Origin of the sequence: Ornithinimicrobium cavernae (assembly GCF_003121625.1) — a bacterium.
GTDB lineage: Bacteria > Actinomycetota > Actinomycetes > Actinomycetales > Dermatophilaceae > Ornithinicoccus > Ornithinicoccus cavernae.
Genome location: NZ_QDDJ01000008.1, coordinates 230,065 through 254,396 on the forward strand (window position 1 = coordinate 230,065; position 24,332 = coordinate 254,396).

The 24,332-nt window shown below is 70.3% G+C and carries 21 protein-coding genes, 1 rRNA gene and 1 riboswitch; of the genes, 5 read left to right on the top strand and 17 right to left on the bottom strand.

The window, feature by feature from the left end; genetic code table 11:
- Nucleotides 1-103: 103 nt before the first annotated feature.
- Entirely contained in the window at nt 104-1,474 is a 1,371-nt protein-coding gene (locus DA085_RS11305; protein WP_161958484.1) for an HNH endonuclease signature motif containing protein, read from the bottom strand.
- A 454-nt stretch (nt 1,475-1,928) separates the two neighbouring features.
- A riboswitch (SAM riboswitch) is annotated at nt 1,929-2,048 on the top strand.
- A gap of 113 nt (nt 2,049-2,161) precedes the next feature.
- Here DA085_RS11305 and metB point away from each other — a divergent pair.
- Nucleotides 2,162-3,358 carry a cystathionine gamma-synthase gene (gene metB / locus DA085_RS11310; RefSeq protein ID WP_109473068.1) on the top strand — a complete coding sequence of 399 codons (1,197 nt, stop codon included), beginning with the start codon at nt 2,162-2,164 and terminating at the stop codon, nt 3,356-3,358.
- 16 nt (nt 3,359-3,374) lie between these two features.
- Entirely contained in the window at nt 3,375-4,319 is a 945-nt protein-coding gene (locus DA085_RS11315; protein WP_237565453.1) for a methylenetetrahydrofolate reductase, read from the top strand.
- On the opposite strand, the gene DA085_RS11320 is transcribed toward DA085_RS11315, so the two are convergent.
- The 5 genes from DA085_RS11320 to DA085_RS11340 are packed head-to-tail and all read right to left on the bottom strand — an operon-like array spanning nt 4,316 to nt 7,485.
- Nucleotides 4,316-4,588 (bottom strand): hypothetical protein, encoded by a 273-nt coding sequence (locus DA085_RS11320; RefSeq protein ID WP_109473069.1) that lies wholly within the window; start codon nt 4,586-4,588, stop codon nt 4,316-4,318. The genes DA085_RS11315 and DA085_RS11320 overlap by 4 nt on opposite strands.
- A complete protein-coding gene (locus DA085_RS11325) occupies nt 4,585-4,950 on the bottom strand; it encodes a hypothetical protein (protein ID WP_109473070.1) in 366 nt (121 codons plus the stop codon). Before DA085_RS11325 ends, DA085_RS11320 begins: the two co-directional genes overlap by 4 nt.
- Entirely contained in the window at nt 4,947-5,630 is a 684-nt protein-coding gene (locus DA085_RS11330) for an NAD(P)-dependent oxidoreductase (RefSeq protein ID WP_154402180.1), read from the bottom strand. Before DA085_RS11330 ends, DA085_RS11325 begins: the two co-directional genes overlap by 4 nt.
- Nucleotides 5,630-6,886 carry an FAD-dependent oxidoreductase gene (locus DA085_RS11335; RefSeq protein ID WP_109473072.1) on the bottom strand — a complete coding sequence of 419 codons (1,257 nt, stop codon included), beginning with the start codon at nt 6,884-6,886 and terminating at the stop codon, nt 5,630-5,632. The genes DA085_RS11330 and DA085_RS11335 overlap by 1 nt, the downstream gene beginning before the upstream one ends.
- A complete protein-coding gene (locus DA085_RS11340; RefSeq protein WP_109473073.1) occupies nt 6,883-7,485 on the bottom strand; it encodes a PadR family transcriptional regulator in 603 nt (200 codons plus the stop codon). Before DA085_RS11340 ends, DA085_RS11335 begins: the two co-directional genes overlap by 4 nt.
- A gap of 184 nt (nt 7,486-7,669) precedes the next feature.
- Here DA085_RS11340 and DA085_RS11345 point away from each other — a divergent pair, with 184 nt between their 5' ends.
- Complete coding sequence (locus tag DA085_RS11345) at nt 7,670-9,130, top strand: DUF1731 domain-containing protein (protein ID WP_109473074.1); 1,461 nt, start codon at nt 7,670-7,672, stop codon at nt 9,128-9,130.
- A 3-nt stretch (nt 9,131-9,133) separates the two neighbouring features.
- Here the strand turns inward: DA085_RS11345 and DA085_RS11350 are convergent, their stop codons facing one another.
- On the bottom strand, nt 9,134-9,658 hold the full coding sequence (locus DA085_RS11350) for a YbhB/YbcL family Raf kinase inhibitor-like protein (RefSeq protein ID WP_109473075.1): 525 nt from the start codon (nt 9,656-9,658) through the stop codon (nt 9,134-9,136).
- Between the two features lie 38 nt (nt 9,659-9,696).
- Between DA085_RS11350 and DA085_RS11355 the strand changes: the two genes are divergently transcribed.
- Entirely contained in the window at nt 9,697-10,485 is a 789-nt protein-coding gene (locus DA085_RS11355) for a GNAT family N-acetyltransferase (protein WP_161958485.1), read from the top strand.
- Between the two features lie 95 nt (nt 10,486-10,580).
- Here DA085_RS11355 and DA085_RS11360 read toward each other — a convergent pair whose 3' ends face one another.
- The 7 genes from DA085_RS11360 to DA085_RS11390 all read right to left on the bottom strand — a co-directional run bounded on the left by DA085_RS11360 (nt 10,581) and on the right by DA085_RS11390 (nt 18,411).
- Entirely contained in the window at nt 10,581-11,366 is a 786-nt protein-coding gene (locus DA085_RS11360) for a lipoate--protein ligase family protein (protein WP_109473076.1), read from the bottom strand.
- Between the two features lie 127 nt (nt 11,367-11,493).
- Nucleotides 11,494-12,468 (bottom strand): endonuclease/exonuclease/phosphatase family protein, encoded by a 975-nt coding sequence (locus tag DA085_RS11365; protein ID WP_109473077.1) that lies wholly within the window; start codon nt 12,466-12,468, stop codon nt 11,494-11,496.
- A complete protein-coding gene (locus tag DA085_RS11370) occupies nt 12,465-12,980 on the bottom strand; it encodes an HIT family protein (protein WP_109473078.1) in 516 nt (171 codons plus the stop codon). Before DA085_RS11370 ends, DA085_RS11365 begins: the two co-directional genes overlap by 4 nt.
- Nucleotides 12,981-12,984: 4 nt before the next feature.
- Complete coding sequence (locus DA085_RS11375) at nt 12,985-14,121, bottom strand: baeRF3 domain-containing protein (protein WP_109473079.1); 1,137 nt, start codon at nt 14,119-14,121, stop codon at nt 12,985-12,987.
- A gap of 99 nt (nt 14,122-14,220) precedes the next feature.
- A complete protein-coding gene (locus tag DA085_RS11380; protein ID WP_109473080.1) occupies nt 14,221-16,329 on the bottom strand; it encodes a S9 family peptidase in 2,109 nt (702 codons plus the stop codon).
- 102 nt (nt 16,330-16,431) lie between these two features.
- Nucleotides 16,432-17,379: a DUF808 domain-containing protein gene (locus tag DA085_RS11385; RefSeq protein ID WP_109473081.1), complete on the bottom strand. Its 948-nt coding sequence runs from the start codon at nt 17,377-17,379 to the stop codon at nt 16,432-16,434.
- A 141-nt stretch (nt 17,380-17,520) separates the two neighbouring features.
- Nucleotides 17,521-18,411: a hypothetical protein gene (locus DA085_RS11390; RefSeq protein ID WP_109473082.1), complete on the bottom strand. Its 891-nt coding sequence runs from the start codon at nt 18,409-18,411 to the stop codon at nt 17,521-17,523.
- 314 nt (nt 18,412-18,725) lie between these two features.
- Here DA085_RS11390 and DA085_RS11395 point away from each other — a divergent pair, with 314 nt between their 5' ends.
- Nucleotides 18,726-19,433, top strand: a complete 708-nt coding sequence (locus DA085_RS11395; RefSeq protein ID WP_237565454.1) for an alpha/beta fold hydrolase — start codon at nt 18,726-18,728, stop codon at nt 19,431-19,433.
- Here the strand turns inward: DA085_RS11395 and DA085_RS11400 are convergent.
- The 3 genes from DA085_RS11400 to rrf form a co-directional block, all read right to left on the bottom strand.
- A complete protein-coding gene (locus tag DA085_RS11400; RefSeq protein ID WP_109473083.1) occupies nt 19,422-20,099 on the bottom strand; it encodes an alpha/beta hydrolase in 678 nt (225 codons plus the stop codon). The two genes, DA085_RS11395 and DA085_RS11400, sit on opposite strands and share 12 nt — an antisense overlap.
- Before the next feature lie 279 nt (nt 20,100-20,378).
- Nucleotides 20,379-23,948: a DNA polymerase III subunit alpha gene (dnaE, locus tag DA085_RS11405; protein ID WP_109473084.1), complete on the bottom strand. Its 3,570-nt coding sequence runs from the start codon at nt 23,946-23,948 to the stop codon at nt 20,379-20,381.
- Nucleotides 23,949-24,245: 297 nt separating this feature from the next.
- Nucleotides 24,246-24,332, bottom strand: a 5S ribosomal RNA gene (gene rrf, locus DA085_RS11410); the annotation flags it as partial.

Below are 24,332 nucleotides of genomic sequence, written 5' to 3' on the forward strand. Positions count from 1 at the left end.
GAGCCGCCCCGTGGCCCGCTGCCGCGTGCCCCCCGAGCGTCTGCCTGGCACGTTCGGACATGCCTGTGACCCCGCTGGTGTGGCGGGGTGTGGGGCGTGGGCGTCAGGTGTCGACCAGTGGTCCGGTCGGGGTGTCGGGCCCACCGGGTAGGTGCCAGATCACCTCGGTGTCGGTGACGGTCGCGGTGTAGCCATAGCGGTGGACGATGACGTGGTGTCGCCGACAGAGTGCGGCCGCGTTGGACAGGTCCGTGGCGCCACCGAAGATCCAGTGGACGATGTGATGGATATCGGTCCATCCAGCGGGCATCGAACAGCCCGGGAAGGAACATCCTCGGTCTCGCAGCAGGACGGCTTTGCGTTGGGACGGGGTGAACAATCGGTGGACCCGACCCACGTCCAGCGGCTCCGAGGGGCCGCCGAGCATGATGGGGATGATCTGCGCGTCACACGCCAACCTCCGGATCGTCCCGGCCGACAGCTGCTCCCCCGTGGCGGCGTGGCCACCACCGGCGACCTTCCCGGCGAGGGCTTCACGGTCGATGGTGACGTGGATCTTCGCTTTCTCCGTCTGAACGGTGCCTTCCGGGGCTGCGACGCCGCGGCCGATGATTTCCAGCAACGCATCCGCCCGGCGGGTGGACGCGGTGCGGTGATCGAGCTGGTGGACCCCGTGCTCATCAGCCCCCGGGCGGGGTGCGGACAACGGGTCCAGGGCCGCGGTCAGGATCGCCTGGCCCTCCGCGTCCAACAGCAACTGCCACTCGGTGAGGCCGGCGACCGTGCCGACCTTGCGCAGCAACCGCCGGGCGGCCTTCGTGTTGTCCTCGTCCTCGTCCTCATCGGGCTCGACCAGTTCCTCACGCACCCGCGAGGCAACCTGGGTCATCCCGGCCAACGAGGTGGTCTCGACCTGGGCGGTCATCAGATCCGTCACGGCCTGCAACGACGCGGCCGTGGCGATCGGGGTCATCTCCTGCGTCAACCTCGTGATGACATTGGCCCGGGACACTCGCGCGGTGCCATCAGCGACTTTCGCGGTCAACGCGTCGAACCGCTCATCATCGACGGCATCGGCCATCCGTGCCGTCGCCAACGCCTCAGAGCGGTCAATGCCCGGGGCCCAGGTCCCGATCCAGTCCGGCACCGAGTGCCCCGACTGGGACGGCAGCCCACGACCGATCGCCTCATGCGTGACCGAGACCAGCAGTGACTGCGCGGCCTGCACCAACGCCTGCGCCGCCCCGACCGCTTCCCCGACACCCTGCTCCGGCAGGCTGCCCAACGGAAACTCGGCCGAGAGCATCTGCACCATGTGCGCCGTGCCCGCCACAAACTCCGGCACCTCATGACCCGACACCGTCAGCTGCACACCACGATCAGCAGTGCTGCGGTCTGCTGACAAACCACCAGTGCCACCCTCCCGCTCCGCGGCCTCCTGCTCGGCCAGTCGCTCAACCTCCGGGACCGGCACCAACGGACCCGAGGCTGGCGCTTGGCGCAACGGCCCAGACCCGATCACCGGCGCATACCGCACCCAACCCCCACCAACCGGTGGCGAGCCCGCCGACCCGCCCCTCGGCATACCCGGGTCCGTCGCCGCACCAGACCGGGTCGGCGCAGCAGAGTCCGCAGCGGTGACACCGCTGCTGCCAACCGCTGACTTCTGCGCCATGAATCAAACCTAGACGCCACCACCGACAGAGCCCTGACCTGCACAAACGCACCCCCGCGCCCCCTCTGCCCAGCCAAGAACCGCAGCCGCAACGGAGTCGTTCAGCCACGGCGTGCGAAACCTCTACGAAAATGCGTTTCCGGCGTACGAAACCTCTATCTTTTTGGGGGAGGGTGCGGATTCTTCGGGCGGCGCGCACGCGCAGGCCCCTGGGCTTGGTTTCCTTCGGCGCATGGGGTAAGTTCTCGAACGAAATCCATCACGACCGGCAGAGGGACAGGCCCGATGAAGCCGGGGCAGCCTTCCGGGGAGCAATCCGCGGAAAAGGTGCCACATCCTGCGGTTCCTCTTGAAGGAGACCGGAAGATGGAGCTTCGCGGACGACGTCGCACGTCGCCTGAGGAGTGCAGCCGTTTCCCGGTCAACCGCATGGTCTGGCACCCGGACCCAGCGTCTGGCGGCCTGACACCTGGGAAAGGCACCGTCATGACCGACATCTCCGCTCTGACCCGCGGCCTGCGCACCGGCATCGACACCGACCCCGCACAGGGGGCGATCGTCCCGCCGCTGTATCTCTCCTCAAACTTCAGCTTCGCCGAGTTCGGTGAGAAGCGGGACTACGACTACACCCGCAGCGGCAACCCGACCCGCGACCTGCTGGCCGAGGCGCTGACCACCCTGGAGGGCGGCCACGCGGGCACCATCACGGCGACCGGCATGGCGGCCATCACGCTGTGCGTCTCCACGCTGCTGCGCCCCGGGGACACGATCCTGATCCCGCACGACTGTTACGGCGGCACCTGGCGCCTGTTCGACTCGCTCGCCGGACGCGGTCAGTTCGACTACCAGTGCGTCGACTACTCGGATGCCTCCGCGCTCGAGCAGGCGCTCACGGGTTCGGAGGCACCGCGCGTCGTCTGGCTGGAGACCCCGTCCAACCCGCTGCTGCGGATCACCGACATCGCGGCGGTGACCGAGGCCGCCCACGCGGTGGGAGCACTCGTCGTGGCGGACAACACCTTCCTCTCCCCCGTGCTGCAGCGGCCCTTCGAGCTCGGGGTGGACGCCGTGGTGCACTCGACGACCAAGTTCATCAACGGCCACAGCGATGTGGTGGGCGGCGCGGTGATCGCCCGGACCGCCGAACTGCACGATGAGCTCGCCTACTGGGCCAACGTGCTCGGGATCTCCGGCAGCCCGTTCGACGCCTACCTGACCCTGCGCGGGCTGCGCACCATCCACGCCCGACTCCGCACCCATCAGGAGAACGCCGAGGTGCTCGTGGAGACCCTGGTCGACCACCCCGCCGTCGAGGCGGTCCACTACCCCGGCCTGTCCACCCACCCCGGGCACGAGATCGCCGCCCGGCAGCAGGACGGTTTCGGCGCGATGCTCTCGGTCGAGCTGCGCGGCGGCGAGGAGGCCGTTCGGGCGTTCCTGTCGGGGCTGCGATGTTTCAGCCTCGCGGAGTCACTGGGCGGGACCGAGAGCCTCATCGCCCACCCGTCCACCATGACCCACGCCTCGATGACGGCTGCTGCCCGCGAGACTGCCGGCATACGGGACGGGCTCCTGCGCCTGTCCGTCGGGCTGGAGCGGGCAGATGACCTGCGTGCCGACCTGCTGGGTGCCCTCGACCGGGCCTCCCAGGTGTCCGTCGCCGGGCGCCGCCACGTAGCGTGACGGTGGAGGAGGGAACATGACGGGATCAGGAGAGACACCCCGGGGGCTCGGGGCGCGACTCGCGGACCGCGGCCACCCCCTACGGCTGTTCAGCATCACCCCGCCGCGCGAGACGACGACTGAGGCGGATCTGCGCCGGATCGCTGAGGTGACGGTGGAACGGCTCCAACCGCTGGAGCTGGACGGCTTGGTCCTCTACGACATCGAGAACGAGGTCGACCGCAACCCGGACGAGCGACCGTTCCCCTACCTGCCGACACTCGACCCGGCCCGCTTCCACGCCGGGCACCTGACCGGGTGGGAGCGCCCGGTGATCATCTACCGGTCCGTCGGCAAGTACGACCCCACCGAGCTCAAGCAGTGGCTGGCCGATCAGGACCCGGACCACGTCGCCACCGTCCTGGTCGGTGCCTCCTCGAGCTCGGCCACCGTGCGGACGAGGCTGAGCGAGGCGCAGTCGCTCTGGAGGGACGCAGGGGGTGTCCTGCCGCTGGGCAGCGTCGCGATCCCCGAACGGCACGCGCGGCGCGCCGACGAGCACGAGCGGATGCTCGGCAAGCAGCAGGCGGGCAGCTCGTTCTTCGTCACCCAGGTCGTCTATGACCTCACGTGGGCCAAGGACCTGATCTCGGACTACAAGTACGCCTGCCGCGAGCGCGGCACCGAACCGGCGCACCTGGTGTTCACGCTCTCGGTGTGCGGGTCGCTGAAGACCCTGGACTTCCTGCAGTGGCTCGGGGTGCACGTCCCCCGCTGGCTCCAGAACCAGCTCGCGCACGCCGAGGACCCGCTGGCCGAGTCCTACGAGCAGTGCACCGCCATGGTCCGCGAGCTCGCCGACTTCTGCCGGCGGCTGGACGTGCCGTTCGGGTTCAACGTCGAGAGCGTGTCGATCCGACGGGTCGAGATCGAGGCCTCCGTGCGGCTCGCTGCCTACATCCGCGAGCTGCTCGAGCCCTAGTCCCCCGCCGGGTTGCCCCCGTCCGCCGCGTCGCCCAACCGCGGCTCGGGGCGACGCAGCGCCAGGACGCCGATGACGAGGTTGATGACACCGAGCACGAGCAGCAGCCAGTCGAGCACGCCCCGGTCGTCGCCCAGGAGCCCGAGCACCGCGACGGCCCCCAGCACCACCCCGATGACGATGTAGAGCCAGGCCTGGCGCTTGTTCGCCCTGGTGTGCCTGGCGCCAGGCCGCGGCTCGGGAGAGACCGGCTGCGGAGACCCCGTCACCGGCCGCCTCCGGTCTGGTCCGGCGCGAACGGGTCGATGGTCCGCTTCGAGGCGATCACGGCGCGGACACCCATCACGGCGTTGATGACCCCGAGGCCGATGAAAAGCCAGTTGAAGACCGCCGAGCGACTGTCGTCCACGAACCCGAGGACACCGAGCAGCACGAACATCGCGCCCAGGAAGATGTACAGCCAACCGTTGCGCTTGTTGCCCGTCGGCTTCTTCTCCGGCGGAGGGAGAGGGACCTGGCCTGGGTGGCTCTGCGGCGCCGGCTGCCCCTGCGGCGGCGGCACCGGCTCCCCCTGCGGCGGCGGGAAGTGCCCCGGGCTCCCCTGCTGGTGTGGTCCGTTGTCGAACGTCATGCCCCCACCCTGCCACGCCGCCGTGCCCCACCGACGTTGACCGCCGCCGACACCCACTCCTGCCCCTCGGCCAGGTCCAGCAGCAGACGGGCCGTGTCCACCCGGGTGAGCGATCGCGGTGGCACCGCCGCGGCGGCGAGCGTCGGCGGGCCGACCGGTGGCCCGTCGACGAGCCGGTTCAGCCGGACGATCGTCCAGTCCAGAGCGCTGCCCCTCACCACCTCCTCGGCCCGGGCAGCATCGGCGTATGCCGTGGCGAAGGTCCGGCGCAGCAGCGCCATCACCAGCACGGGTCGCCTGGCGACGATGGGGTAGGCGCTGGTCAGGACCAGGCGGCGCACGCCCTCGGACTGCAGGGCACGGACGAGCGACAGGGTGGCCTCCGCCGCCCGGTGCGGGTCGGTGCGACTGCCGCCGGAGACGGTCGAGATGACGGCGTCTGCGCCCGCGACGGCCCTGCGGACGGCGTCCCCGTCACGGGCGTCGCCGGCCACGAGGGTGAGCCGGTCGACTGCCACCCCCGGGCCGCTGCCCGTGCTGCTGTCGGTGCGCTCCCGGCACACGTCGGTCACGCGGTCCGGCTGCCGTGCCAGCCCGGTCACCTCGTGTCCTCGCAGCAGCGCCTCATCCACGACCACGCGGCCGAGGCGCCCGGCAGCCGCGATCACGGTGACTCTCATCACCGACCACCCACCCTGGCCCACGAACCGCGACGACCCGCCGGCTGACGCGCCCCGGGCTCGTCCGACCACTCCAGGTGGTGGTCGTACTGCGTGAGCGAGCTCGTCGCGCTCAGCCGCAGGACCGCAGGCAGCACCAGGTCGCGCACGCGTCGGGCAACCGGCCCGGCGGCCTTGCTGTTGTTGATCCGGGCGGCGGCCCGGACGATCCGCTCCACGCGCGGGCGACGCACCGACTCGAACAGGGCGAACGCGTCGCCGGGGTCGTCCTGCGAGCGCAGGCACTGCGCCAGCACGACGGCGTCCTCGGCAGCCAGGGAGGCCCCCTGACCCGAGGTCGGTGACGGCGCGTGGGCCGCGTCACCGACCAGCACACAGCGCCCCGTGTGCCACCTCGGCAGGTGGGGCAACGTGTGGATCGGGGTCATGGGCGCGAAGTCCGCCGTCGCGTCGATGGTCGCCCGGGCGGCACCGGCATCGTCGGCGAAGAGCGCAGCGAGCCGGCGCCGCCACTCGGCCGTCGGCACCTCACGGAGCTCGCGCCGGTCCGGCTCCGGGGCCAGCGGCACGTTGACGAACCACCACACGACCCCGTCCGGCGCGGTGGCACTGCCGAAGAAGGCACGCCTGCCGAAGACCATCTCGTAGGCACCCGTGCCCGCGCCATCCCGCTCCGGGCCGACCACAGCGCTGTCCGGAGCGAAGCCGCCGGTGGTGACCAGTCCGGCATACGACGGTCCAGGGGCGGGCGGGTCCATGCTCGACCGCACCCTGGAGTGCACCCCGTCCGCGCCGACCAGGAGGTCGGCGTCGACGGACGAGCCGTCGGACAGCACCGCCCGCACCCGGTCGGCGTGCTCCTCGACGGCCACGACCGTGCCGGTGACGACCGGTATGCCGCGCGCCGTCACCTCATCGCGCAGGACCGTGTTGAGATCCGCGCGCCGCAGGGTGTGACTCACCGTGCCGTCGGCGAGCGGAACCCCGGTCGGGGTGGCACCCAGGTGCTTCCCCGTGTGGCTGCGCAGCACGATCTCGGGGGTCGGGAACCCGGCCGCGAGCGCCGGTCCGTCCACGTCCAGGACGCGCAGTGCATCGATGCCGTTGGTCGCCAGGGTCAGCATCACCCCGGCGTCCTGCGCCGGTCCGGTGCGCATCTCCACCACCGTGGGCCGCAGCCCGGCCCGCGCCAGGGCCAGCGCGGCGGTCGAGCCGGCGATCCCACCGCCCACGACGATCGCGGACCGCGCAGTCATGACTGCGCCCCGTCCGTGCCCGCCCGGGCCGCCTCCCACTGCTCCCGCCAGGCGGGCACGCGCCCGATCAGGTCGCGGATGAACCCGGTCTCCGCGTCGAGCAGCGCAGCCCGGTAGTCGTCCTCCACCAGGAACACGGGGTGCAACCCGTCACGGACGCCCTGCTCCACCTGGCCGGCGATCGCCGCGCGCTGCTCCTCGACCCGCGCCAGGCGTGTCTGCAGCAGCTCGACGACCTCGTCGGGCGGCAGCACGACGACCAGGGACAGTGAGGCGCCGAAGGCGGTGTACTCGTGCTCCGGCTCGGCGATCAGCTCCCGCAGCCAGTCGCGCATGGCCTCGTCGCCGGCGTCGGTCAGCTCGTAGATCGTCTGCTGCGGGAGCTTGCCGCGGCGTCCGGTGCCGACCTGCGCGATCCAGCCGGCCTCCAGGAGTCGTCGCACCACGCCATAGAGGGCGCCGTAGCTGAAGCGGAACGTCCGATCGGCGTCGCGCTCCCTCAACAGGCGCTGGATCTCGTAGGCGTGCATCGGGCCCTGAGTGAGATACGTGAGCACCGCCAGGCCGAGCAGGTTGCTCACGGGTCGCTTGGTAGCCATCCCCGAACGATAGTCTCAGCCGACTAGTTTTTCAAGACTAGTTTCAGGATGCCCTACATTGTCGGAGCGGTTCCGTCCCCTTCCCGGATGCACTGAGAGCCTTTGGCAGATCCTTTCCGAATCCGTACGAGTCCTATGCGCTGGACTGACAGGCCACGCGACCGCGCATGGTTGGCTTGCCCCTATGACCTGGCAGCGCACCCTGCGCCACTACCTCGCGATCCCGGCCGACGAGCTCTGGGAGGTCGTCGGCGACCCGACCCGCTGGCCCGCGTGGAGCCGCGCGATCCGCTCCTTCACCCTGGAGCCCGGACAACCGCATGAGTATGCGGGGGCGCACGTCTCGCACACGGCTGCGGTGGCCGAGGCGCAGCTGCCCCACGTGGTGCCCGGCCAGCTCGGCCACTACCTGCCGGCGCGCGGCTGGGCCGCGGCCCTGCACGGGCGGACCGCCGGGCCGCTGCGGCTGACCGAGGTCGACCCGGGACGGTCCCTCGCGTTCGAGCAGCCCGCCTCCGGCGGCGCCACCCGGGTCCGGTGGGCTCTCCAGGAGCACCCGGACGGAGGCACGATGCTCGAGCAGCAGGTCACCGTCACCGGCCCGATGACCCCGGCGATCGTGCTGAGCCTGGGCACCGATCTCCTTGCGGACTGGCCCCTGGCAGTCACCCGGCTCTATCGGATGCTGCGCCCCGAGCCGGACCACAGCCTGCTGAAGGTCGTCATCGCCGGTGGCTCCGGCACGCTGGGGCGCTCGCTCGCGGCGGACCTGGCCACCCGCGGCCACGACGTCGTGCTCCTCACCCGCGCCGTCAACCTCGATCTCCCGCACCGCCAGCTCACCTGGGACGGCATGACCGTGGGCCCCTGGGCCGAGGAGCTCGCCCAGGACCCGGCGCGCACAGCAGTGGTGAACCTCGCCGGGCGCCTGGTCGACGCGCGCCCGACCGAGGCCAACATCGCCGAGCTGCGTGAGTCCCGCGTCCGCGCGACCCGGGCCCTGGTGCAGGCCAGCCAGCAGCTGGAGACCCGGCTGGCCCGTTGGGTCCAGGGCTCGACGACCGCGATCTGGTCCGATGCCGGCGAGACCCGTCTGACCGAGTCAAGCCCCGTGCCGACCGGTGCTGCCGCCCTCCCGCAGATGACCGGCGTGGCCGAGCCCTGGGAGGAGGCCGCGTCGGGTGCCAGCACCGAGCACCTCACGATCCTGCGGACCAGCATCGTCCTGCAGAACGGGTCCCCTGCCCTGGACCGGCTCACCGGACTGACCCGCGCCGGCCTCGGCGGACGGGTCGGCTCCGGGCTGCAGTGGTTCAGCTGGATCCACGTCCAGGACTGGCTGGCGCTGACCCGGGCCGCCCTGGGGCTGGAGCCGGACGTCGAGCTGCCGGACGGCATACTCGTCGCCGCGGCCCCCAACCCCGTGCGCAACCGGGAGCTGATGGCGACCCTGCGCGAGCGGTTCGGCCGGCCGGCCGCTCCCCCGACGCCCACGCCGCTGGTGCACGTCGGCGGCGTCGTGCTGCGCACCGACCCGGCTCTCGGCCTGACCGGGCGGCACGCCACCTCGGAGGTGACGACGGAGGCGGGGTTCGAGTTCGCCTACCCGACGCTGGACGGGGCGCTGCGCGACCTGACCAGCTAGTCCTCAGCGCTGGTAGGTGCCGTGGATGATCGCCCGGCCCAGGGTCTTGAACGCCAGGTTGAACGAGACGACCGCCGGGGACACGTCCGGAGAGACGCCCAGGGTCTCCTCGCCGACGGCGTGCACGACGAAGTAGTAGCGGTGGACGTGGTCGCCCTCCGGCGGCGCCGCTCCCCCGAACGTGGCTGCACCGCCATCGTTGCGGACGTGGAAGGCGTTGCCCGGCAGTGCTTCCGAAGCAGCACCGGTGTCCAGTGACGTGACGTCGGCGGGCAGGTCCACCAGCACCCAGTGCCAGTAGCCGGAGGGTGTCGGCGCGTCGGGGTCGAAACAGGTGACGACGAAGGACTTCGTGCCCTCGGGGACGTCGGACCAGCTCAGCTGCGGCGAGGTGTTGTTGCCCTTGGCGGCCACCTGGGCGTCCTGCAACGGCTGGCCGTCGGTGACGTCCGTGCTGGTGACCGTGAATGACGGCACGGCCGGCAGCAGGTCGTAGGGATTGGGTGCGACGGGTCGATCGAGGCTCATGCTCTGAGGCTATCGAGAGTGGCACTAGAGTTCCTGGGGTGGGCCCTGGGACCGAGCAGATCATCCGGCGGGCGTGGGCCGATCTTCTCGGCGTCGCGGAGCTCGGCTCCGGCAGCCGGGTCCTGCGTGTCAACGAGCAAGCTGACACCGTCTCGTTCGTGCAGATCCTCGGTCAGGGCATTCTGAGCGGCCCGCGGTGGGCGCTGGACCGCGCTGCCGACCTGCGCGATGAGGAGCTGGCGCTGCTCCCTGTCCTCATGGGCCTCGCCTCCGACCACCACGCGCGACCCCTCGGCGCTGCCGAGCTGTCCTACACCGACACTCCCGTCGAGCACGCCGACCTGTCCACCACCCAGGACGCGGCGGCCGTCGCCGCACTCGAGCACGCCTGCTCTCCCGAGGACGTCGAGGAGGTCGGACTGGCCGGTATGCCGCACCGCTGGGTGATCCTGGAGCGCGCCACCGCCGGGTCTCCCGTCCCCCCGGTGGCGGTGGCCGAGCACGTGAGCGCGCCTGCTGAGTCGGAGGAGGTCCCGGTCCGCGCCGAGGACGCGGAGGCCCTTGCTGAGTCGCCCGTGCCCCTGGCCGGCGCCGGCTATGTCGTGTGGGCGGACGCCCTGGCGCACATGGGCGTCCTGACCAACCCGAGTGCCCGCGGCCGCGGCTACGGTGTGCTCGCCGCAGCGGTCGGCACCAACGCCGCCCTGGCCGCCGGCCTGATCCCCCAGTGGCGGGCCCGCTGGGACAACGAGGCGTCCAAACGGCTTGCCCAGGCACTGGGCTACGAGCTGGCCGGGACCCAGACGACGGTCTTCATCGACGCGTAGCACCCGTCGGACCGGCCGAGCGCTCCCGCGGCGCCGCCGACCACGACCTCGAGAGGGCCCTTTCTGGCAGACGGGTGACTGAGTCGTGGGACGACTCAGTCACCCGTCCCCACGTGGTCGCGGCGGTCGGCACCTCCGACGCCCGTCCGGTGATCTGCGACGTTGGCCCGCGCCTCGTCGATCACGGTGGGGTCCCAGTCGGCCTCCTCGAGACCGAACCTGTCGTCGTAGGCAGCGGTCAGCGCCGCCTCCAGGAGGTCGATCGACACGTCGGGGGCCTCGGTCGCGACCGCGCCGACCGAGGCCGGGTCGAACCTGATCTCCAGGGCGTCATACACCGTGGTGAGCAGCGGAGCGAGGAGCGGCGCATCGTCGACGATGACCACGGAGCTGAACAGCCAGGCGTCGCGCACGATGCGCTGGGCCGTGCCGATCAGCTTCACCTCACCGCGGGCGCTGACCGAGTGTGCGCCGGGGCAGAACTCCCCCGGCACCTCGCCGACCCGGGAGTCGATGCCCAGGTCGAGCAGCACTCCCGCGAGCAGCGCGCCGTAGTCCTCGAACCGGGCTGTCATGCCGGCCTGTGCCTGCGGGTCGTGCTGCACGTGGTCGAGGACCAGGGTCGCCGACGTGCACGCCACGGCCCGTCCACCCGCGGAGCGGATCACCGGGTCGAAGCCCGCGTCCCGGCAGGCCCGGACGGCGCTCGGGAACCCGGGGCGGTTGGCGTCACTGCGCCCGAAGGCGACCATCGGCGTCGGACGGAACACCCGCAGTGCGCCGTCCGACGCGCCACGGCTGCTGCGGCGCAGCAGGGCGTGCGAGGCCGCCATCTCCAGGGCCGGGTCGGCCCTGGCCACCCGCCCACGGATCAGCTCCACGCGAGCAATCTACCCATTCACGCCACACCCGCCGCAGGTGCCACTGGCTGCGGCGCTGTGTCCTGCATTCCCAGGGCTCGAGCCCCGGATCTGCAGGACACAAGGACCTGATCCGCGGGCACAGTGCTCACCCGCCGACCCGGAACTCCAGCCACAGCGGGTAGTGGTCGCTGATCCGCCACGACACCTGCGTCCGGGTCAGCTCCGCGCCGGTGAGGACGTGCGGGAGGAAGTCGACGTTGCCACCGGTCTGGGTGAACTCGATGCCCTCGAGCCGGGAGACGGTCCGGCCGTCCCGCAGCGTGGGGGTGAACCAGGAGATCTGGTCATAGAAGTGGTGCTCGTGGTCATCGTCGAAGATCGTCCGCGGCACGTCGCGCAGCACCGCGGGCGGATACAGCCCGGTCGCGAAGAAGGCCCGCCACAAGGGGTCCTCGTGCCGGTCGATGTTGAAGTCTCCGAGCACCATCAGGTTGCGGTTCCAGTCCTTCGGACGGTCGGCCCAGCTGCGCATCCACTCCGCGAACGCGGTCAGCTCCGGGAGCCGGTCCTCGGGCCGTTTGCCCCACAGGACGTGCACGGTCGTCAGGATGAACTCGACGCCGCTGCGCACGAACCCCGCGGCATACGGCGTGCGCGCGAACTGCTTGACCTCTCCCTCGGCCTCCGGCGGCAGCACGATCTCCCCGACCAGACCGGAGGGCTGCACCCGGGTGCTGTCATAGACGTAGGCCAGCCGCTCGTCGTTGCCCTGGTCGCCCTCGGTCACGTCCGAGGCGATCACCCGGTAGGCCTCCCCCAGGAGCGACAGGATCGCGAACAGCGCCCGCGTGTCCCGCCGGGTCTCCTGGACCGCCGTCACGTCGAACCGCCTGATCACCTCGGCGATCGCCGCCATCGCGTGCCAGTCCCGCTTGGGGCTGTCGCTGTCCTGCGAGGTCCACCTGTCCGTGTAGCCGCCGAGCACCCGGATGTTCCAGGTGCCGATCAGCAGGTTGTCCGGGGTCTTCGGCACGACCTGCTCGTCGAGGGCCGCGCGCAGTCCGGCCAGGTCGGCGGCCACGTGCTCCGGCATCGGTGAGGGCGGTGCGACGCTGCTCATCCCGGACCCTTCTCGGTATGCCGTGCGGTTGCGGGCAGCGGTGACCGTCCCGACAGGAGGGGGTCACCGTCGTCGACGGGGCCAGCGTCGCCGGTGGCCGCGAGCGCCGCCCGCAACCGGTCGGCATACTCGGTGATCTCGCCGTCGGCGTACCTGGTGCGCGGCCAGAAGAACCCGCGGAGGCCGTCTCCCTTGGTGCGGGGCACCACGTGCACGTGGAGGTGGGGCACCGACTGGCTGACGACGTTGTTCATCGCGACGAAGGACCCGGTGCTGCCCAGCGCCGACCTGACGGTGGCCGCCATCAGTCGCGACGCGGCGAACAGCGGCTCGAGCAGCTCGTCGGGCAGGTCGGTCAGCGTGACGATGTGCTCGCGCGGGACGACCAGCACGTGGCCCTTGAACACGGGCCGGCGGTCGAGGAAGGCCACGACCTCACGGGTCTGCAGCACGACCTCCGCGGAGTCCTCACCGCGGACGATCGCGCAGAAGGCGCAGCCGGGGTTGGCCATGGCCTCAGTAACGCACCACGGCTGCGGCCGGGACGACGCCCGGGAGCTCGTCGACCACCCGGATGGCGCCTCCCGTGCGCAACGTGGCCCCCACGGCGGAGGCGACGAGCGCATAGTCGGGGTAATCCACCAGCCGGACGACCGGCCGGGTGCCGGGAGGTTCGGCCGAGGAGGTCTCTGGCGGCAGCAGGAGCGTGTCGACGCGCCCCTCGTGGGCGGCGCGGCAGGTCTCCTCGAACCCGACGACACCACGTCCACGGGCGAACTGCTCGTGGAGCCGGTCCAGGAGCGTTGCGTTCTCCCGGGACAGACGCTCCGCCACGAGCTCCCACGCGGCGCGGCGCAGGTCGTCCACCGGCATGTCGTCGGGGTTCCGCTCGATCGCCGGATCGATCAGGTGAGGATAGGAGCTGATCTCCCGGTAGAGCGCGACCCACTCCGGCAACCCGGCCAGGATCAGCGGGATCGTCCGACCGGCCAGGTGGTCCTCGACACCTCGAGCGACCTCCCTGAGGAACTCCACGAGATCCTCCTTGTGCACGTTGTCCAGCGAGCTCGCGCCGTAGTAGACGGCTCCGCCCTGGCTGGGCCGACCGGAGGCGTTGGGTCGCGGCACCGTGTCGGACTGGGGACCCTCACGCGTCATGACGTCCTCGAAGGCCCTGGGCACGGACGGCACGTCGAGCTCGTTGATCTGGTCGCGGCTCCCGCGCAGCACGCGCACGTTCTTCTGGCTGACGGTGAGGACCACATAGTTGCGGTCGCTGAGCAGCGGCAGCACCGGCGTCAGCACGAAGTCGGACCCGACGGTGGCGAGCTCGGGCAGGTCGAGCGGGACCCGGTAGGTGGCGTGCCAGCCGGGCCGCAGGAACATGGCGAGCCCGTCGCCCATGTAGCTCCACGCCATGCCGTCACCGTGCAACGACCACGCGGGCGCGAGCAGCTCCTTGACCGCGTCGCGGCCCAACCCGTCCTCGAGCAGGCGGTTCTCGACAGCCACCAGCAGGTTCTTCCACCGCAGACGGTCCCCGTCCCCGTCCCTGACGTGGCCGGCGCGGTGGGTCGGCACGAAGGCCGACACCCGGGGCCCCACACCCTCGCCGACGAGCTCCTCGAACTCGGCGCGTGTCATCAGGTCCATGGCACATCCTCCTGTGGATCGGCGTCCTCCGAGGCTACGCCGCACCACGCCCCTCGCGCATCCACACGCCAGGAGCCACCCGGCCGCCGGGCTGCCCGGTCAGCCGGCCGCGCCCAGCTGGTCCAGCAGGAAGGCGACCTCGAAGGCCGTCTCCCGCCACGCGTCATACCGGCCGGTCTTCCCGCCGTGCCCGGCCACCATCTCGGTCTTCAGCAGGATCGGGCGCTCCGCCGGGTTGCTGGTGACCGTCTCCCGCAGGCGCGCCACCCACTTGGCCGGCTCGACGAAGAAGACCCGCGTGTCGTTCAGACCGGTTGTGGCCAGGATGGCCGGGTAGTCGACGGCGCGGATGTTCTCGTAGGGCGTGTAGGAGCGCATGTACTCGTAGACACTCGCGTCCTCCAGGGGGTTGCCCCACTCCTCCCACTCCCCGACCGTCAGCGGCAGCGAGGGGTCCAGGATCGTGGTGAGCGCGTCGACGAAGGGCACGGCAGCGTGCACGGCGCGGAACTTCTCCGGCGCCAGGTTGAGCACCGCCCCCATGAGCAGCCCACCGGCCGAGCCGCCGGCAGCGGCCAACCGGTCCGGTGCCACCCAGCCGGAGCCGACCAGCTCGTCGGCGCAGGCCACGAAGTCGGTGAAGGTGTTCTTCTTGTGCTCCATCCGGCCGTTCTCGTACCAGCCGCGCCCCATCTCGCCGCCACCCCGGATGTGCGCGATGGCGTAGACGACACCGCGGTCCAGGTAGGACAGCCGGGCGACGGAGAAGTACGGGTCGATGGAGATCTCGTAGGAGCCGTAGCCGTAGAGCAGCCCCGGCGCCGTCCCGTCGGGCTGCACGTCCTTGCGCGCGACCAGTGAGATCGGGACCCTCGTGCCGTCGGCGGCGGTGGCCCACAGGCGGTGCTGCACGTAGTCGGCCGGGTCGTAGCCACCCAGCACCGGCTGGCGCTTGAGCAGGGTCAGCGCACCGCTGGCCAGGTCGACGTCGTAGACCGACCGCGGCGTGACCAGCGACTCGATCACCACCTGGAGGGTGGCGGTGTCGTGGGCCGGGTTGTTGCCGGTGTCGATGTTGTAGAGCACCTCCTCGACCGGCACCTGGTATCCCTCACCGACACCGCTGTCGCTGTCGAGCGGCAGCACGAGCACCTGGCTCAGGCCGTCGCGGCGCAGGGAGACGGCCAGGTGGCTGGCGAAGGCGTCGACGCCGACGATCCGCTGACCGTCCTGGCCCGGTATGACGGGTGTCCAGTCCGCGGACGAGGTCGCGCCGAGCGGGGCCCGGGCGAGCTCGGAGTCGCGGTGGTTCTTGTTGTGGACGATCCAGAGGTCCTCCCCGGCGACCTCCACGGCATACTCCACGCCCTCCTCGCGGGGGGAGACCACGCGGAACTCGCCGAGCGGGTCGGCGGTGGACAGGATCCGGTACTCGGAGGTGTTCTTGGTGCCCAGCCCGATCACGAGGTGGGTCTCGTCGCGGGAGGTGTCCAGACCCATCCAGAAGCGCTCGTCGTCCTCCTGGAAGACGAGCGTGTCCTCGCCGCTGCCGTCCAGCTCGTGGCGCCACACCTGGAACGGGCGCCACGCGTCGTCGACGCGGGTGTAGAACAGGTGGCTGCCGTCGGCGGACCAGGCCAGGCCGTATCCCACGCCCTCGATCCCCGGCTCGGTCACCTCGCCGGTCGTCAGGTCCTTCAGCCGCACGGTGAACCGCTCGTCGCCGGTGGTGTCGACCGAGTAGGCCAGCCGCGTCGCGTCATGGCTGACCTCGAAGGCGCCGAAGGACAGGAACGACTCCCCCTCGGCCTCCGCGTTGCCGTCGAGCAGCACCTGCTCGTGCTGCGGCGCACCGTCGCTGACGAGCTCGGGCCGCTCCGGGCTGTCGGCCACGGCGATGCGGGCGTGGATCGCGTACTGCTGACCCTCGACCGTGCGGGAGTAGTACCACCACTGGCCGTGCCGCACCGGCACCGACAGGTCGGTCTGCTGCGTGCGACTCTTGATCTCGGTGAAGACCGCCTCGGAGAGCTCGGCGAGGTGACCGGTCATCGCCTCCGTGTAGGCGTTCTCGGCCTCCAGGTGCGCGATGACCTCGGGCTTGCTCTTGTCGCGGAGCCACTCGTAGGGGTCGTTGACGGTCTCGCCGTGGTGCTCCCGCAGGTGCTCGATCTTCGCGGCGACGGGCGGGGTGGGAAGTTCAGTCACGGCTCGAGGCTATCTGCCCTGCCGCTCCCGGTCCCAACCCGTTTCGGATGCCGCTGCCAGCCGCCGCACGCTGCCGCGGCGAACCACCTGCCGGGGAGGCGCTCAGTGGACGGGGTTCTTGCGGCCGAACGGCAGGACGTGCATCACCGCGACGATGACGGCGCCCCAGACGAGGCCGAGGACAGCGGAGGCGAGGGTGTTCGTCAGCCAGGACAGGGCGCCGCCGATGGCCGGGATCCAGGAGGCCACGACCTCCTCGGCGCTGTGCACCCAGCCGTAGATGAGGTGGAAACCCAGGTCGTCCATGCCCACGAGGATGATGTGGCCGCCGACCCACAGCATGGCCGCGATGCCGACCGTGGAGAGGAGGCTGAGGATGATCGGCATGGCCTTGACCAGGCCCATGCCCAGCTTCGTGGAGAAGTCGCTCTTGTGCTCGGCGAGCCGGAGTCCGATGTCGTCCAGCTTGACGATGAGGGCCACCGCGCCATAGACCAGCGCCGTGATGCCGATCGCGACGAGGATCAGGATGAGCAGCCGGCTGACGAACCCCTCGGTGGCCACCTCATTCAGCGAGATCACCATGATCTCCGCGGACAGGATGAAGTCGGTCGTGATGGCCCCGCGGACCATCTTGTCCTCCTGCTCCGGCCCCTGCTCGACCGCGGGCGTGTCCGGGTCGCCCTCGTGGTGACCGCTGACCAGCTCATAGACCTTCTCTGCGCCCTCGAAACACAGGTAGGTCCCGCCCAGCATGAGGATCGGCGTCAGCGTCCACGGCGCGAACTGACTGAGCAGCATCAGCGCCGGGAGGATGAAGAGCAGCTTGTTGCGGATCGAGCCGATCGCGATCTTCTTGATGATCGGCAGCTCGCGCGCCGCCTTCGCCCCGGTGACGTAGCGCGGGGTGACGGCCGCGTCGTCGATCACCACCCCCATGGCCTTGGTGCTGGCCCGGCCGGCGGCCGCGGCGACGTCGTCGACGGACGCTGCGGCGATCCGCGCGATGGCCGCGACATCGTCCAGGAGTGCAACCAGACCGCCACTCATCGGGCCTCCCCCGCCCGGTGTGAGGAGCGGGAGGACCCGTTCAGGGCAACAGAAGGCAGCGTTGTCGTCGGCACAAGCACCAAGGTTAATGGCATTCCGGCCGGGTGCCCGGTCCTCGTCGGTCCCTGCACGGGGCGACGCTCACCCTCCCGGAGGACGACCGGCCAGTTCCTCGAGCGTCAGCAGGGTGCCGTCGTCCGCCGTGACGCAACCTGCGACATACACCAGCACCGTCCGGCCGGCGCTCCCCGCGGCGTCCCCGACGCCATAGGACAGCGACAGGTCGTGTCCCGACCGGTTCACGACGGTGTCGATGAGCCAGCACATGTCCCCCACCCGGATCCCGTCGCGCAACCGGAGACGGTAGTGACCGAGCAGCTGGTGGTAGAGCGGGGTCCACGTCTCCTCCACGGTCCGGCGGTGCCGGGCATAGGCGTGCTGGATCGGCGCGTAGTCCGGCCAGATCGCATAGAGGATGTCGGCGAGACGGAACAGCTGCGGATCCTGCGTGGCGCGGACCTGGTGGGCGGCGAACTGTTCCACGAGGGCGCCGAACGGCAGCGCCATCCACTCGGCCATGGACCCCATCGCGTTCTGCTCGTTCCGCGTGTAGCGCTGGGGCCGCAGGATGTAGGAGATCAGGTCGGCATACCAGTCGGCCGCCATCGGCCAGCGCCGGCGCATGTGGTGGTTGCTGAGGTTCAGGCCCGTCTCCACGAACGGCTCGTGGCCGATGAGGGCCGACAGTATCCTCGGGGCGGAGTTGCCCTCGAAGTCGGCGCCCAGATCTGCGACGAGACGCTCGGACAGGTGCCGGGCGCCCTCGGCCAGGATGTACTGGGTGACCGGACCGTTCGGGCCGTTGGGCCCGGTCGTCGTGGCGAGCCGCGTCACGACGTGCGACAGGTCCTCCAGCTCGATCGTGCCGCGTGACCCGGTCGTCCGCTGGCCCCGGTCGCGCACCAGGACCTCGACGGTCTCCGGACCGCCCGGGGCAGGTGAACCGTCGGTCCCCTGCGATGAACTCTTCATCGACCACTCCATGCCTTGTCGGCCCGCGCGGTCAGCGCCGGCGAGTGGCCAGTCTGCCTTGCGGGCGCGGGGAGGGGAAGGCCTTCCCCTTCCTCTTCCGGCGCCCGGATGCTCTGATGGGGAGGCTTTGACTCAACTGCAGGTGTTTCAGGAGGAACGCGATGGTGTGGGGCGAGATCTAGATCTCACTGCTGGTTCTGGCACTTGTCGTCTGGGTGGTCGTGGTCCTGTTCGTCGTCGCCGGGGCACGGTACCGCGAGCAGGCGAGGCAGGAGCTCAGGGAGAAGGAGGCACAGCGGTCCTAGGGTGGGACGGTGACCGCTCCGGCTCCCCGACCACGGCTCGTCCTGGTCCACGGCACGCGGATGGACTCCAGCCAGTGGCAGGGCTACCAGGACCTGCTGCCCGAGGCCGAGCTCGTCGCGGTCGACCTGCCCGGCCACGGCTCGAGGGTGGCCGAGGTGTTCACTGCGGACGCCGCGGTCGCCACGATCGAGGCCGCGGTTCTCGGTCGTTCGGCGGGGCAGAGGATGGTGCTCGCCGGGCACAGCCTGGGGGGCTACCTGTCGATGTTGTATGCCGCCCGGCACCCGAGCGCCCTCGACGCCCTGGTCCTCATCGGCTCCAGCGCTGAGCCGGTCGGGCCGCTGGCGGCGATCTACCGCAGGTTCGCCGACCTGCTTCCACGTGTGGGGGCCGAGCGGATGGCCCGCGCCTCCAACGCGGTCATGCGCCGTCTGGGCGCGGACGACCAGGTCCTTCCCGGGGCCGAGGGCTACGCCGCACTCCCCGCCGCCTGGAAGGTCGTCTACGACGAGTGCCGCGCCGACCTGCTCGCCGAGGTGTCGTGCCCGGTGTTCCTGGTCAACGGCCAGTTCGACCAGATGCGCCTGCACGTCCGGCGTTTTGCCGCGGCCGCCGCGGACACCCGGGTGGTCACCATCCCCCGCGCCACACACCTCGTGCCGGTCACCCACCCGCGGCTCGTCGCGGACGTGCTCCGTGAGGCGTTAGCCGTCTGAGGTGGCGAAGTCGACGAGCACGTCGACAACCGCGCGGCCGGGGCCCTCCTGGATGCCGTTCTCCCAGAGGTCGGTGCCGTGGCGACTGCCGGGGACGATCGTCAGCGTCCGGGGCTCGGAGCTCCACTCGTAGGCCTGCCTCGCGTCCTCCGCCGCCCCGTAGCGGTCGTGCTCAGCACTGACGAACAGCTTCGGCACCGCCGGCAGGTCCGCGAAGTCCGACCTCTCGAAGGAGAGGTCCCGCGAGAGCACCCCTGCAAACCAGATGATGCCGTCGACCTCCACGTCCTCCCGGCGCAGTGCGTCGACGGTCTCCATCGCGCCCAGGCTCGCACCACCGACGATGACGCTCTCGGATCCCAGCGCCCGCACGTGTTTGGTCGCGGCCACGACGTCCCGCCAGGACTCCAGGGGAGCCTCTCCCGCGGTGGAACAGGTGTCCAGTGTCGAGGAGCAGACGCCCCGCCGGTCGTACGTCACGACGGTCAGCCCGGCGTCGGCCAGCTCGACGGCCACGGGGGCCCAGTCCTCCTGGCTGTCCCCCGGGCGACCCATGTGAGCCAGCAGTATGGCGCGGGGTCCGGTGCCGTAGCGCAGCCCGTGGAGCTCGGTTCCTCCTCCCGCGTCGATGGTGACCGGAACCGCGTCCCGCGTGAGTTGTCGCACCGGCTCGGCACCACGGTCCCGGGTTGTTGCGGCGCTGACGTCGGAGCCGGCGGCGGGTGGCTTGAGTGATGTCGCTGCAGGAGGTGTCGCGCGCGACGTCGCTGCAGGAGGTGTCGCACGCGACGTCGCCGCAGGAGGTGAGGTGGACGGCTCCGCAGGATCGTCGCTCGCGCAGGCGCCCAGCGGCAGCACCAGGCACACGGCGATCGTCGGTGTGACCCGACGACGCCTCGTGCGGGTCCTCACACGCGGACTCCCTTCCAGCCGGTCCGGGCCGGGTCAGCTGCCGACGGCCGCCGGCCCGAGCAACGCCTTGATGTCGCCGAAGAACTCCGGTGAGGCCGTCACCCGCAGCGTGGGGTCCAGTCGCACCAGCACCTGGCGCCCCGGCTGGGTGAGCTTGACGTGCACCTCGGTCGACCCGGGGTGGTCGGCCAGCACGCTGCGCAGCTTGTGGGCCAGCCCGTCAGTGGCCCGCGTGAGTGGCATCGTCAGCAGCACCGGGCCGCGCGGCCCCTCCTTGATCTCCGGGAGGGTCAGTTCCTGGGCGAGGATCTCGGTGGTGTCCTCGCTGCGCTTGAACCGGCCGCGGATCACCGCCACGGTGTCCGGAGCCAGCATGGTGGAGACGGTCATGTACGACTTGGGGAAGAAGACGCACTCGATCGAGCCGACCAGGTCCTCGAGCATGACCCGCGCGTACGGGTCGCCGTTCTTGGTGCGCTTGAGCTGCACCGACGTCATCAGGCCGGCCACGGTGACGAACTCGCCGTCCTGCGGCCCGTCCTCGCTGACGATCTGTCCGATCGTGGCGGTCGCGTTCGCCGTCAGGATGTGCTCGATGCCGTTGAGCGGGTGGTCCGAGACGTAGAGGCCGAGATACTCCCGCTCGAACGCGAGCTTGATCTGCTTCTCCCACTCGATGTCCGGGACCGGCGGCAGGGTCACGATCTGGACGTCGGGCTCCTCACCGCCGAAACCGCCGAACAGGCTGTCCTGCCCGATGGCCTCCTGCTTCTTCTCCTCGGCGAGAGCGTCGACATACCTCTCGTGCACGGTGACCAGGCCCTGCCGGGGGTGTTGCAGGTCGTCGAACGCACCGCCCTTGATGAGTGACTCGATCGTGCGCTTCTGGCACACCACTGCTGGGCACTTGCGCAGGAAGTCCTCGAAGGAGCTGAACTTCCCCTTCGCCTCGCGGGTCGCCACGATGGCGTCCACGACGTTGCCGCCGACGTTGCGGATCGCCGCCAGGCCGAAGCGGATGTCCTTGCCGACGGCCGCGAAGTTGGCGATCGACTCGTTCACGTCCGGCGGCAGCACCGCGATACCCATGCGGCGGCACTCGTTGAGATAGAGCGCCGTCTTGTCCTTGTCGTCGCGGACGCTGGTCAACAGGGCGGCCATGTACTCGGCGGGGTAGTTGGCCTTCAGGTAGGCCGTCCAGTACGAGATCACGCCGTAGGCAGCCGTGTGTGCCTTGTTGAACGCGTAGTCCGAGAACGGGACCAGCACACCCCACAGGGCCGCGACCGACGCCTCGTTGTAGCCGTTGGCCTTCATGCCGTCGGAGAAGGGGATGTACTCGGCGTCGAGCACCTCCTTCTTCTTCTTGCCCATGGCGCGCCGGAGCAGGTCCGCATTGCCCAGGGTGTAGCCCGCCAGCTTCTGGGCGATCTCCATCACCTGCTCCTGGTAGATGCACAGGCCGTGCGTGGTCCCCAGGATCGGCTCGAGCGCCTCCACCATCTCCGGCTGCAGCTTGCCCTTCAGCTGCGGGTCCAGCGGGACGACCTCCTGCTTGCCGTTCTTGCGCAGGGCGAAGTTGGTGTGCGCGTTGACACCCATCGGCCCCGGGCGGTACAGCGCGAGGGCCGCGGAGATGTCCTCGAAGTTGTCCGGCTGCATGAGCCGCAGCAACTGACGCATACCCGAGCCATCGAGCTGGAAGACACCGAGGGTGTCACCCCGCCCGAGCAGCTCGTAGGCGTTGCGGTCGGTCATGTCCTTGGACAGCTCGTCGAGGTCGATGACCTCGTCGCGGTTGAGCTTCACGTTGGCGATCGCGTCGTCCAGGATCGTCAGGTTGCGCAACCCCAGGAAGTCCATCTTGACCAGCCCGAGACGCTCGCACGTCGGGTAGTCGAACTGGGTGATGACCTGCCCGTCCTGCTCGCGACGCATGATCGGGATGACGTCAAGGAGTGGCTCGCTGGACATGATGACCCCGGCGGCGTGCACGCCCCACTGGCGTTTCAGCCCTTCCAGGCCGGTCGCGGTCTCGAAGACCTGCGCGGCCTCGGGGTCGTTCTGGAGCAGCTCCCGGAACTCCCCGGCCTCGCCGTAGCGGGGGTGCTCGGTGTCATGGATGCCGGAGAGCGGGATGTCCTTGCCCATCACCGCCGGGGGCATCGCCTTGGTCAGGCGCTCGCCCATCGCGAACGGGAACCCCATCACGCGGGCGGCGTCCTTGAGCGCCGCCTTGGCCTTGAGCGTGCCGTAGGTCGCGATCATGGCAACCCGGTCGTCGCCGTACTTCTCGGTGACGTAACGGATGACCTCGGAGCGTCGCCGGTCATCGAAGTCGACGTCGAAGTCGGGCATCGACATGCGCTCAGGGTTGAGGAACCGCTCGAAGATCAGGCCGTGCGGGATGGGGTCGAGGTCGGTGATCCCCATGGCGTAGGCACACATCGAGCCGGCACCGGAGCCACGCCCCGGGCCCACCCGGATCCCCTGGCTCTTGGCCCAGTTGATGAAGTCGGCGACGACCAAGAAGTATCCGGGGTAGCCCTTCCCGAGGATCACGCCCGTCTCGTACTCCGCCTGCTTGCGAGCGTAGTCCGGGATCCCCTCCGGGTAGCGCCGGTGCAGACCTGCCTCGACCTCCTTCACGAACCAGGAGGTCTCGTCCTCCCCCTCGGGCACGGGGAAGCGAGGCATGAAGCGTCCCTCGCCCTCGGTGAAGGACACCTCACAGCGCTCGGCGATCAGGAGCGTGTTGTCGCACGCCTCCGGCAGCTCGCGCCAGACGTGGCGCATCTCCTCGGCGGACTTCAGGTAGTAGCCGTCGCCCTGGAACTGGAAACGGTTCGGGTCCTGCAGGGTCGCGGCCGTCTGGATGCACAGGAGCGCACTGTGGGCCTTGGCGTCCTCCTTGTGCGTGTAGTGGAGGTCGTTCGTGGCCACGAGCGGCAGATCCAGGTCCTTGGCCAGCTTGAGCAGGTCCTGGCGGGTCCGACGCTCGATGTCGATCCCGTGGTCCATCAGCTCCAGGAAGTAGTTCTCCTTGCCGAAGATGTCCTGCATGTCGGCGGCATACTGGCGTGCCTCGGCATACTGCCCGAACCGCAGCCGGGTCTGGACCTCACCGGAGGGGCAACCTGTGGTGGCGATGATCCCCTGGCCGTAGGTCTCCAGCAGCTCCCGGTCCATCCGGGGCTTGAAGTAGTAGCCCTCGAGCGAGGCCAGCGAGGCCATCCGGAACAGGTTGTGCAGCCCGTTGTTGTTGCGGGCCCACATCGTCATGTGGGTGTAGGCACCCGAACCGGAGACGTCATCGCGGCCACCGTCGCCGTACTTCACCCGGGACCGGTCCGTGCGGTGTGTGCCCGGCGTGACGTAGGCCTCGAGACCGATGATCGGCTTGACCCCGGCCTTCTGCCCGGCGCTCCAGAACTCGTGCGCCCCAAAGATGTAGCCGTGGTCCGTGGTGGCGATGGCTGGCATCCCGAGCTCGGCGGCACGGTCGAACATGTCCGTGATCCTGGCGGCACCATCGAGCATCGAGTACTCGGTGTGGTTGTGCAGGTGGACGAAGTTGTCGGCGGAGCTGGGTGCAGTGGACATCGGGTCGATTCTAGGTCGCCGCGGGGACAGTCCGGACCCGGCTCACCGAGCGGGCCTGCGGCGCCTCAGTGACCTGCAGGAACACTCGCCCCAGTCGTCACAACGGCCCCGTGAGGACACAGAGGACCACGCCGTATGCCGGCACTCACCGGCTGTCGTCGGGCCCACCAGGGGCGGTGGTCGGCAGCCCCACAGCACGGCGCAGCGGCGTCCCGTGCACGTGACACTGCGGGATGACGGGGAACGCAAGAAACCCCACTCCCGGGGGATCCCGGGGTGGGGTTTCTTGGAATGTTTGTCCGGCGGTGTCCTACTCTCCCACACCGTCACCAGTGCAGTACCATCGGCGCTGAGAGGCTTAGCTTCCGGGTTCGGTATGTGTCC

What these genes read in the sequence shown, in the direction of transcription:
- DA085_RS11345 (WP_109473074.1), top strand. Translation starts at nt 7,670, where the DNA reads ATGACCTGGCAGCGCACCCTGCGCCACTACCTCGCGATCCCGGCCGAC.
- DA085_RS11330 (WP_154402180.1), bottom strand. Translation starts at nt 5,630, where the DNA reads ATGAGAGTCACCGTGATCGCGGCTGCCGGGCGCCTCGGCCGCGTGGTC.
- dnaE (WP_109473084.1), bottom strand. Translation starts at nt 23,948, where the DNA reads ATGTCCACTGCACCCAGCTCCGCCGACAACTTCGTCCACCTGCACAAC.
- DA085_RS11350 (WP_109473075.1), bottom strand. Translation starts at nt 9,658, where the DNA reads ATGAGCCTCGATCGACCCGTCGCACCCAATCCCTACGACCTGCTGCCG.
- metB (WP_109473068.1), top strand. Translation starts at nt 2,162, where the DNA reads ATGACCGACATCTCCGCTCTGACCCGCGGCCTGCGCACCGGCATCGAC.
- DA085_RS11365 (WP_109473077.1), bottom strand. Translation starts at nt 12,468, where the DNA reads ATGAGCAGCGTCGCACCGCCCTCACCGATGCCGGAGCACGTGGCCGCC.
- DA085_RS11340 (WP_109473073.1), bottom strand. Translation starts at nt 7,485, where the DNA reads ATGGCTACCAAGCGACCCGTGAGCAACCTGCTCGGCCTGGCGGTGCTC.
- DA085_RS11385 (WP_109473081.1), bottom strand. Translation starts at nt 17,379, where the DNA reads ATGAGTGGCGGTCTGGTTGCACTCCTGGACGATGTCGCGGCCATCGCG.
- DA085_RS11325 (WP_109473070.1), bottom strand. Translation starts at nt 4,950, where the DNA reads ATGACGTTCGACAACGGACCACACCAGCAGGGGAGCCCGGGGCACTTC.
- DA085_RS11390 (WP_109473082.1), bottom strand. Translation starts at nt 18,411, where the DNA reads ATGAAGAGTTCATCGCAGGGGACCGACGGTTCACCTGCCCCGGGCGGT.
- DA085_RS11335 (WP_109473072.1), bottom strand. Translation starts at nt 6,886, where the DNA reads ATGACTGCGCGGTCCGCGATCGTCGTGGGCGGTGGGATCGCCGGCTCG.
- DA085_RS11370 (WP_109473078.1), bottom strand. Translation starts at nt 12,980, where the DNA reads ATGGCCAACCCCGGCTGCGCCTTCTGCGCGATCGTCCGCGGTGAGGAC.
- DA085_RS11375 (WP_109473079.1), bottom strand. Translation starts at nt 14,121, where the DNA reads ATGGACCTGATGACACGCGCCGAGTTCGAGGAGCTCGTCGGCGAGGGT.
- DA085_RS11315 (WP_237565453.1), top strand. Translation starts at nt 3,375, where the DNA reads ATGACGGGATCAGGAGAGACACCCCGGGGGCTCGGGGCGCGACTCGCG.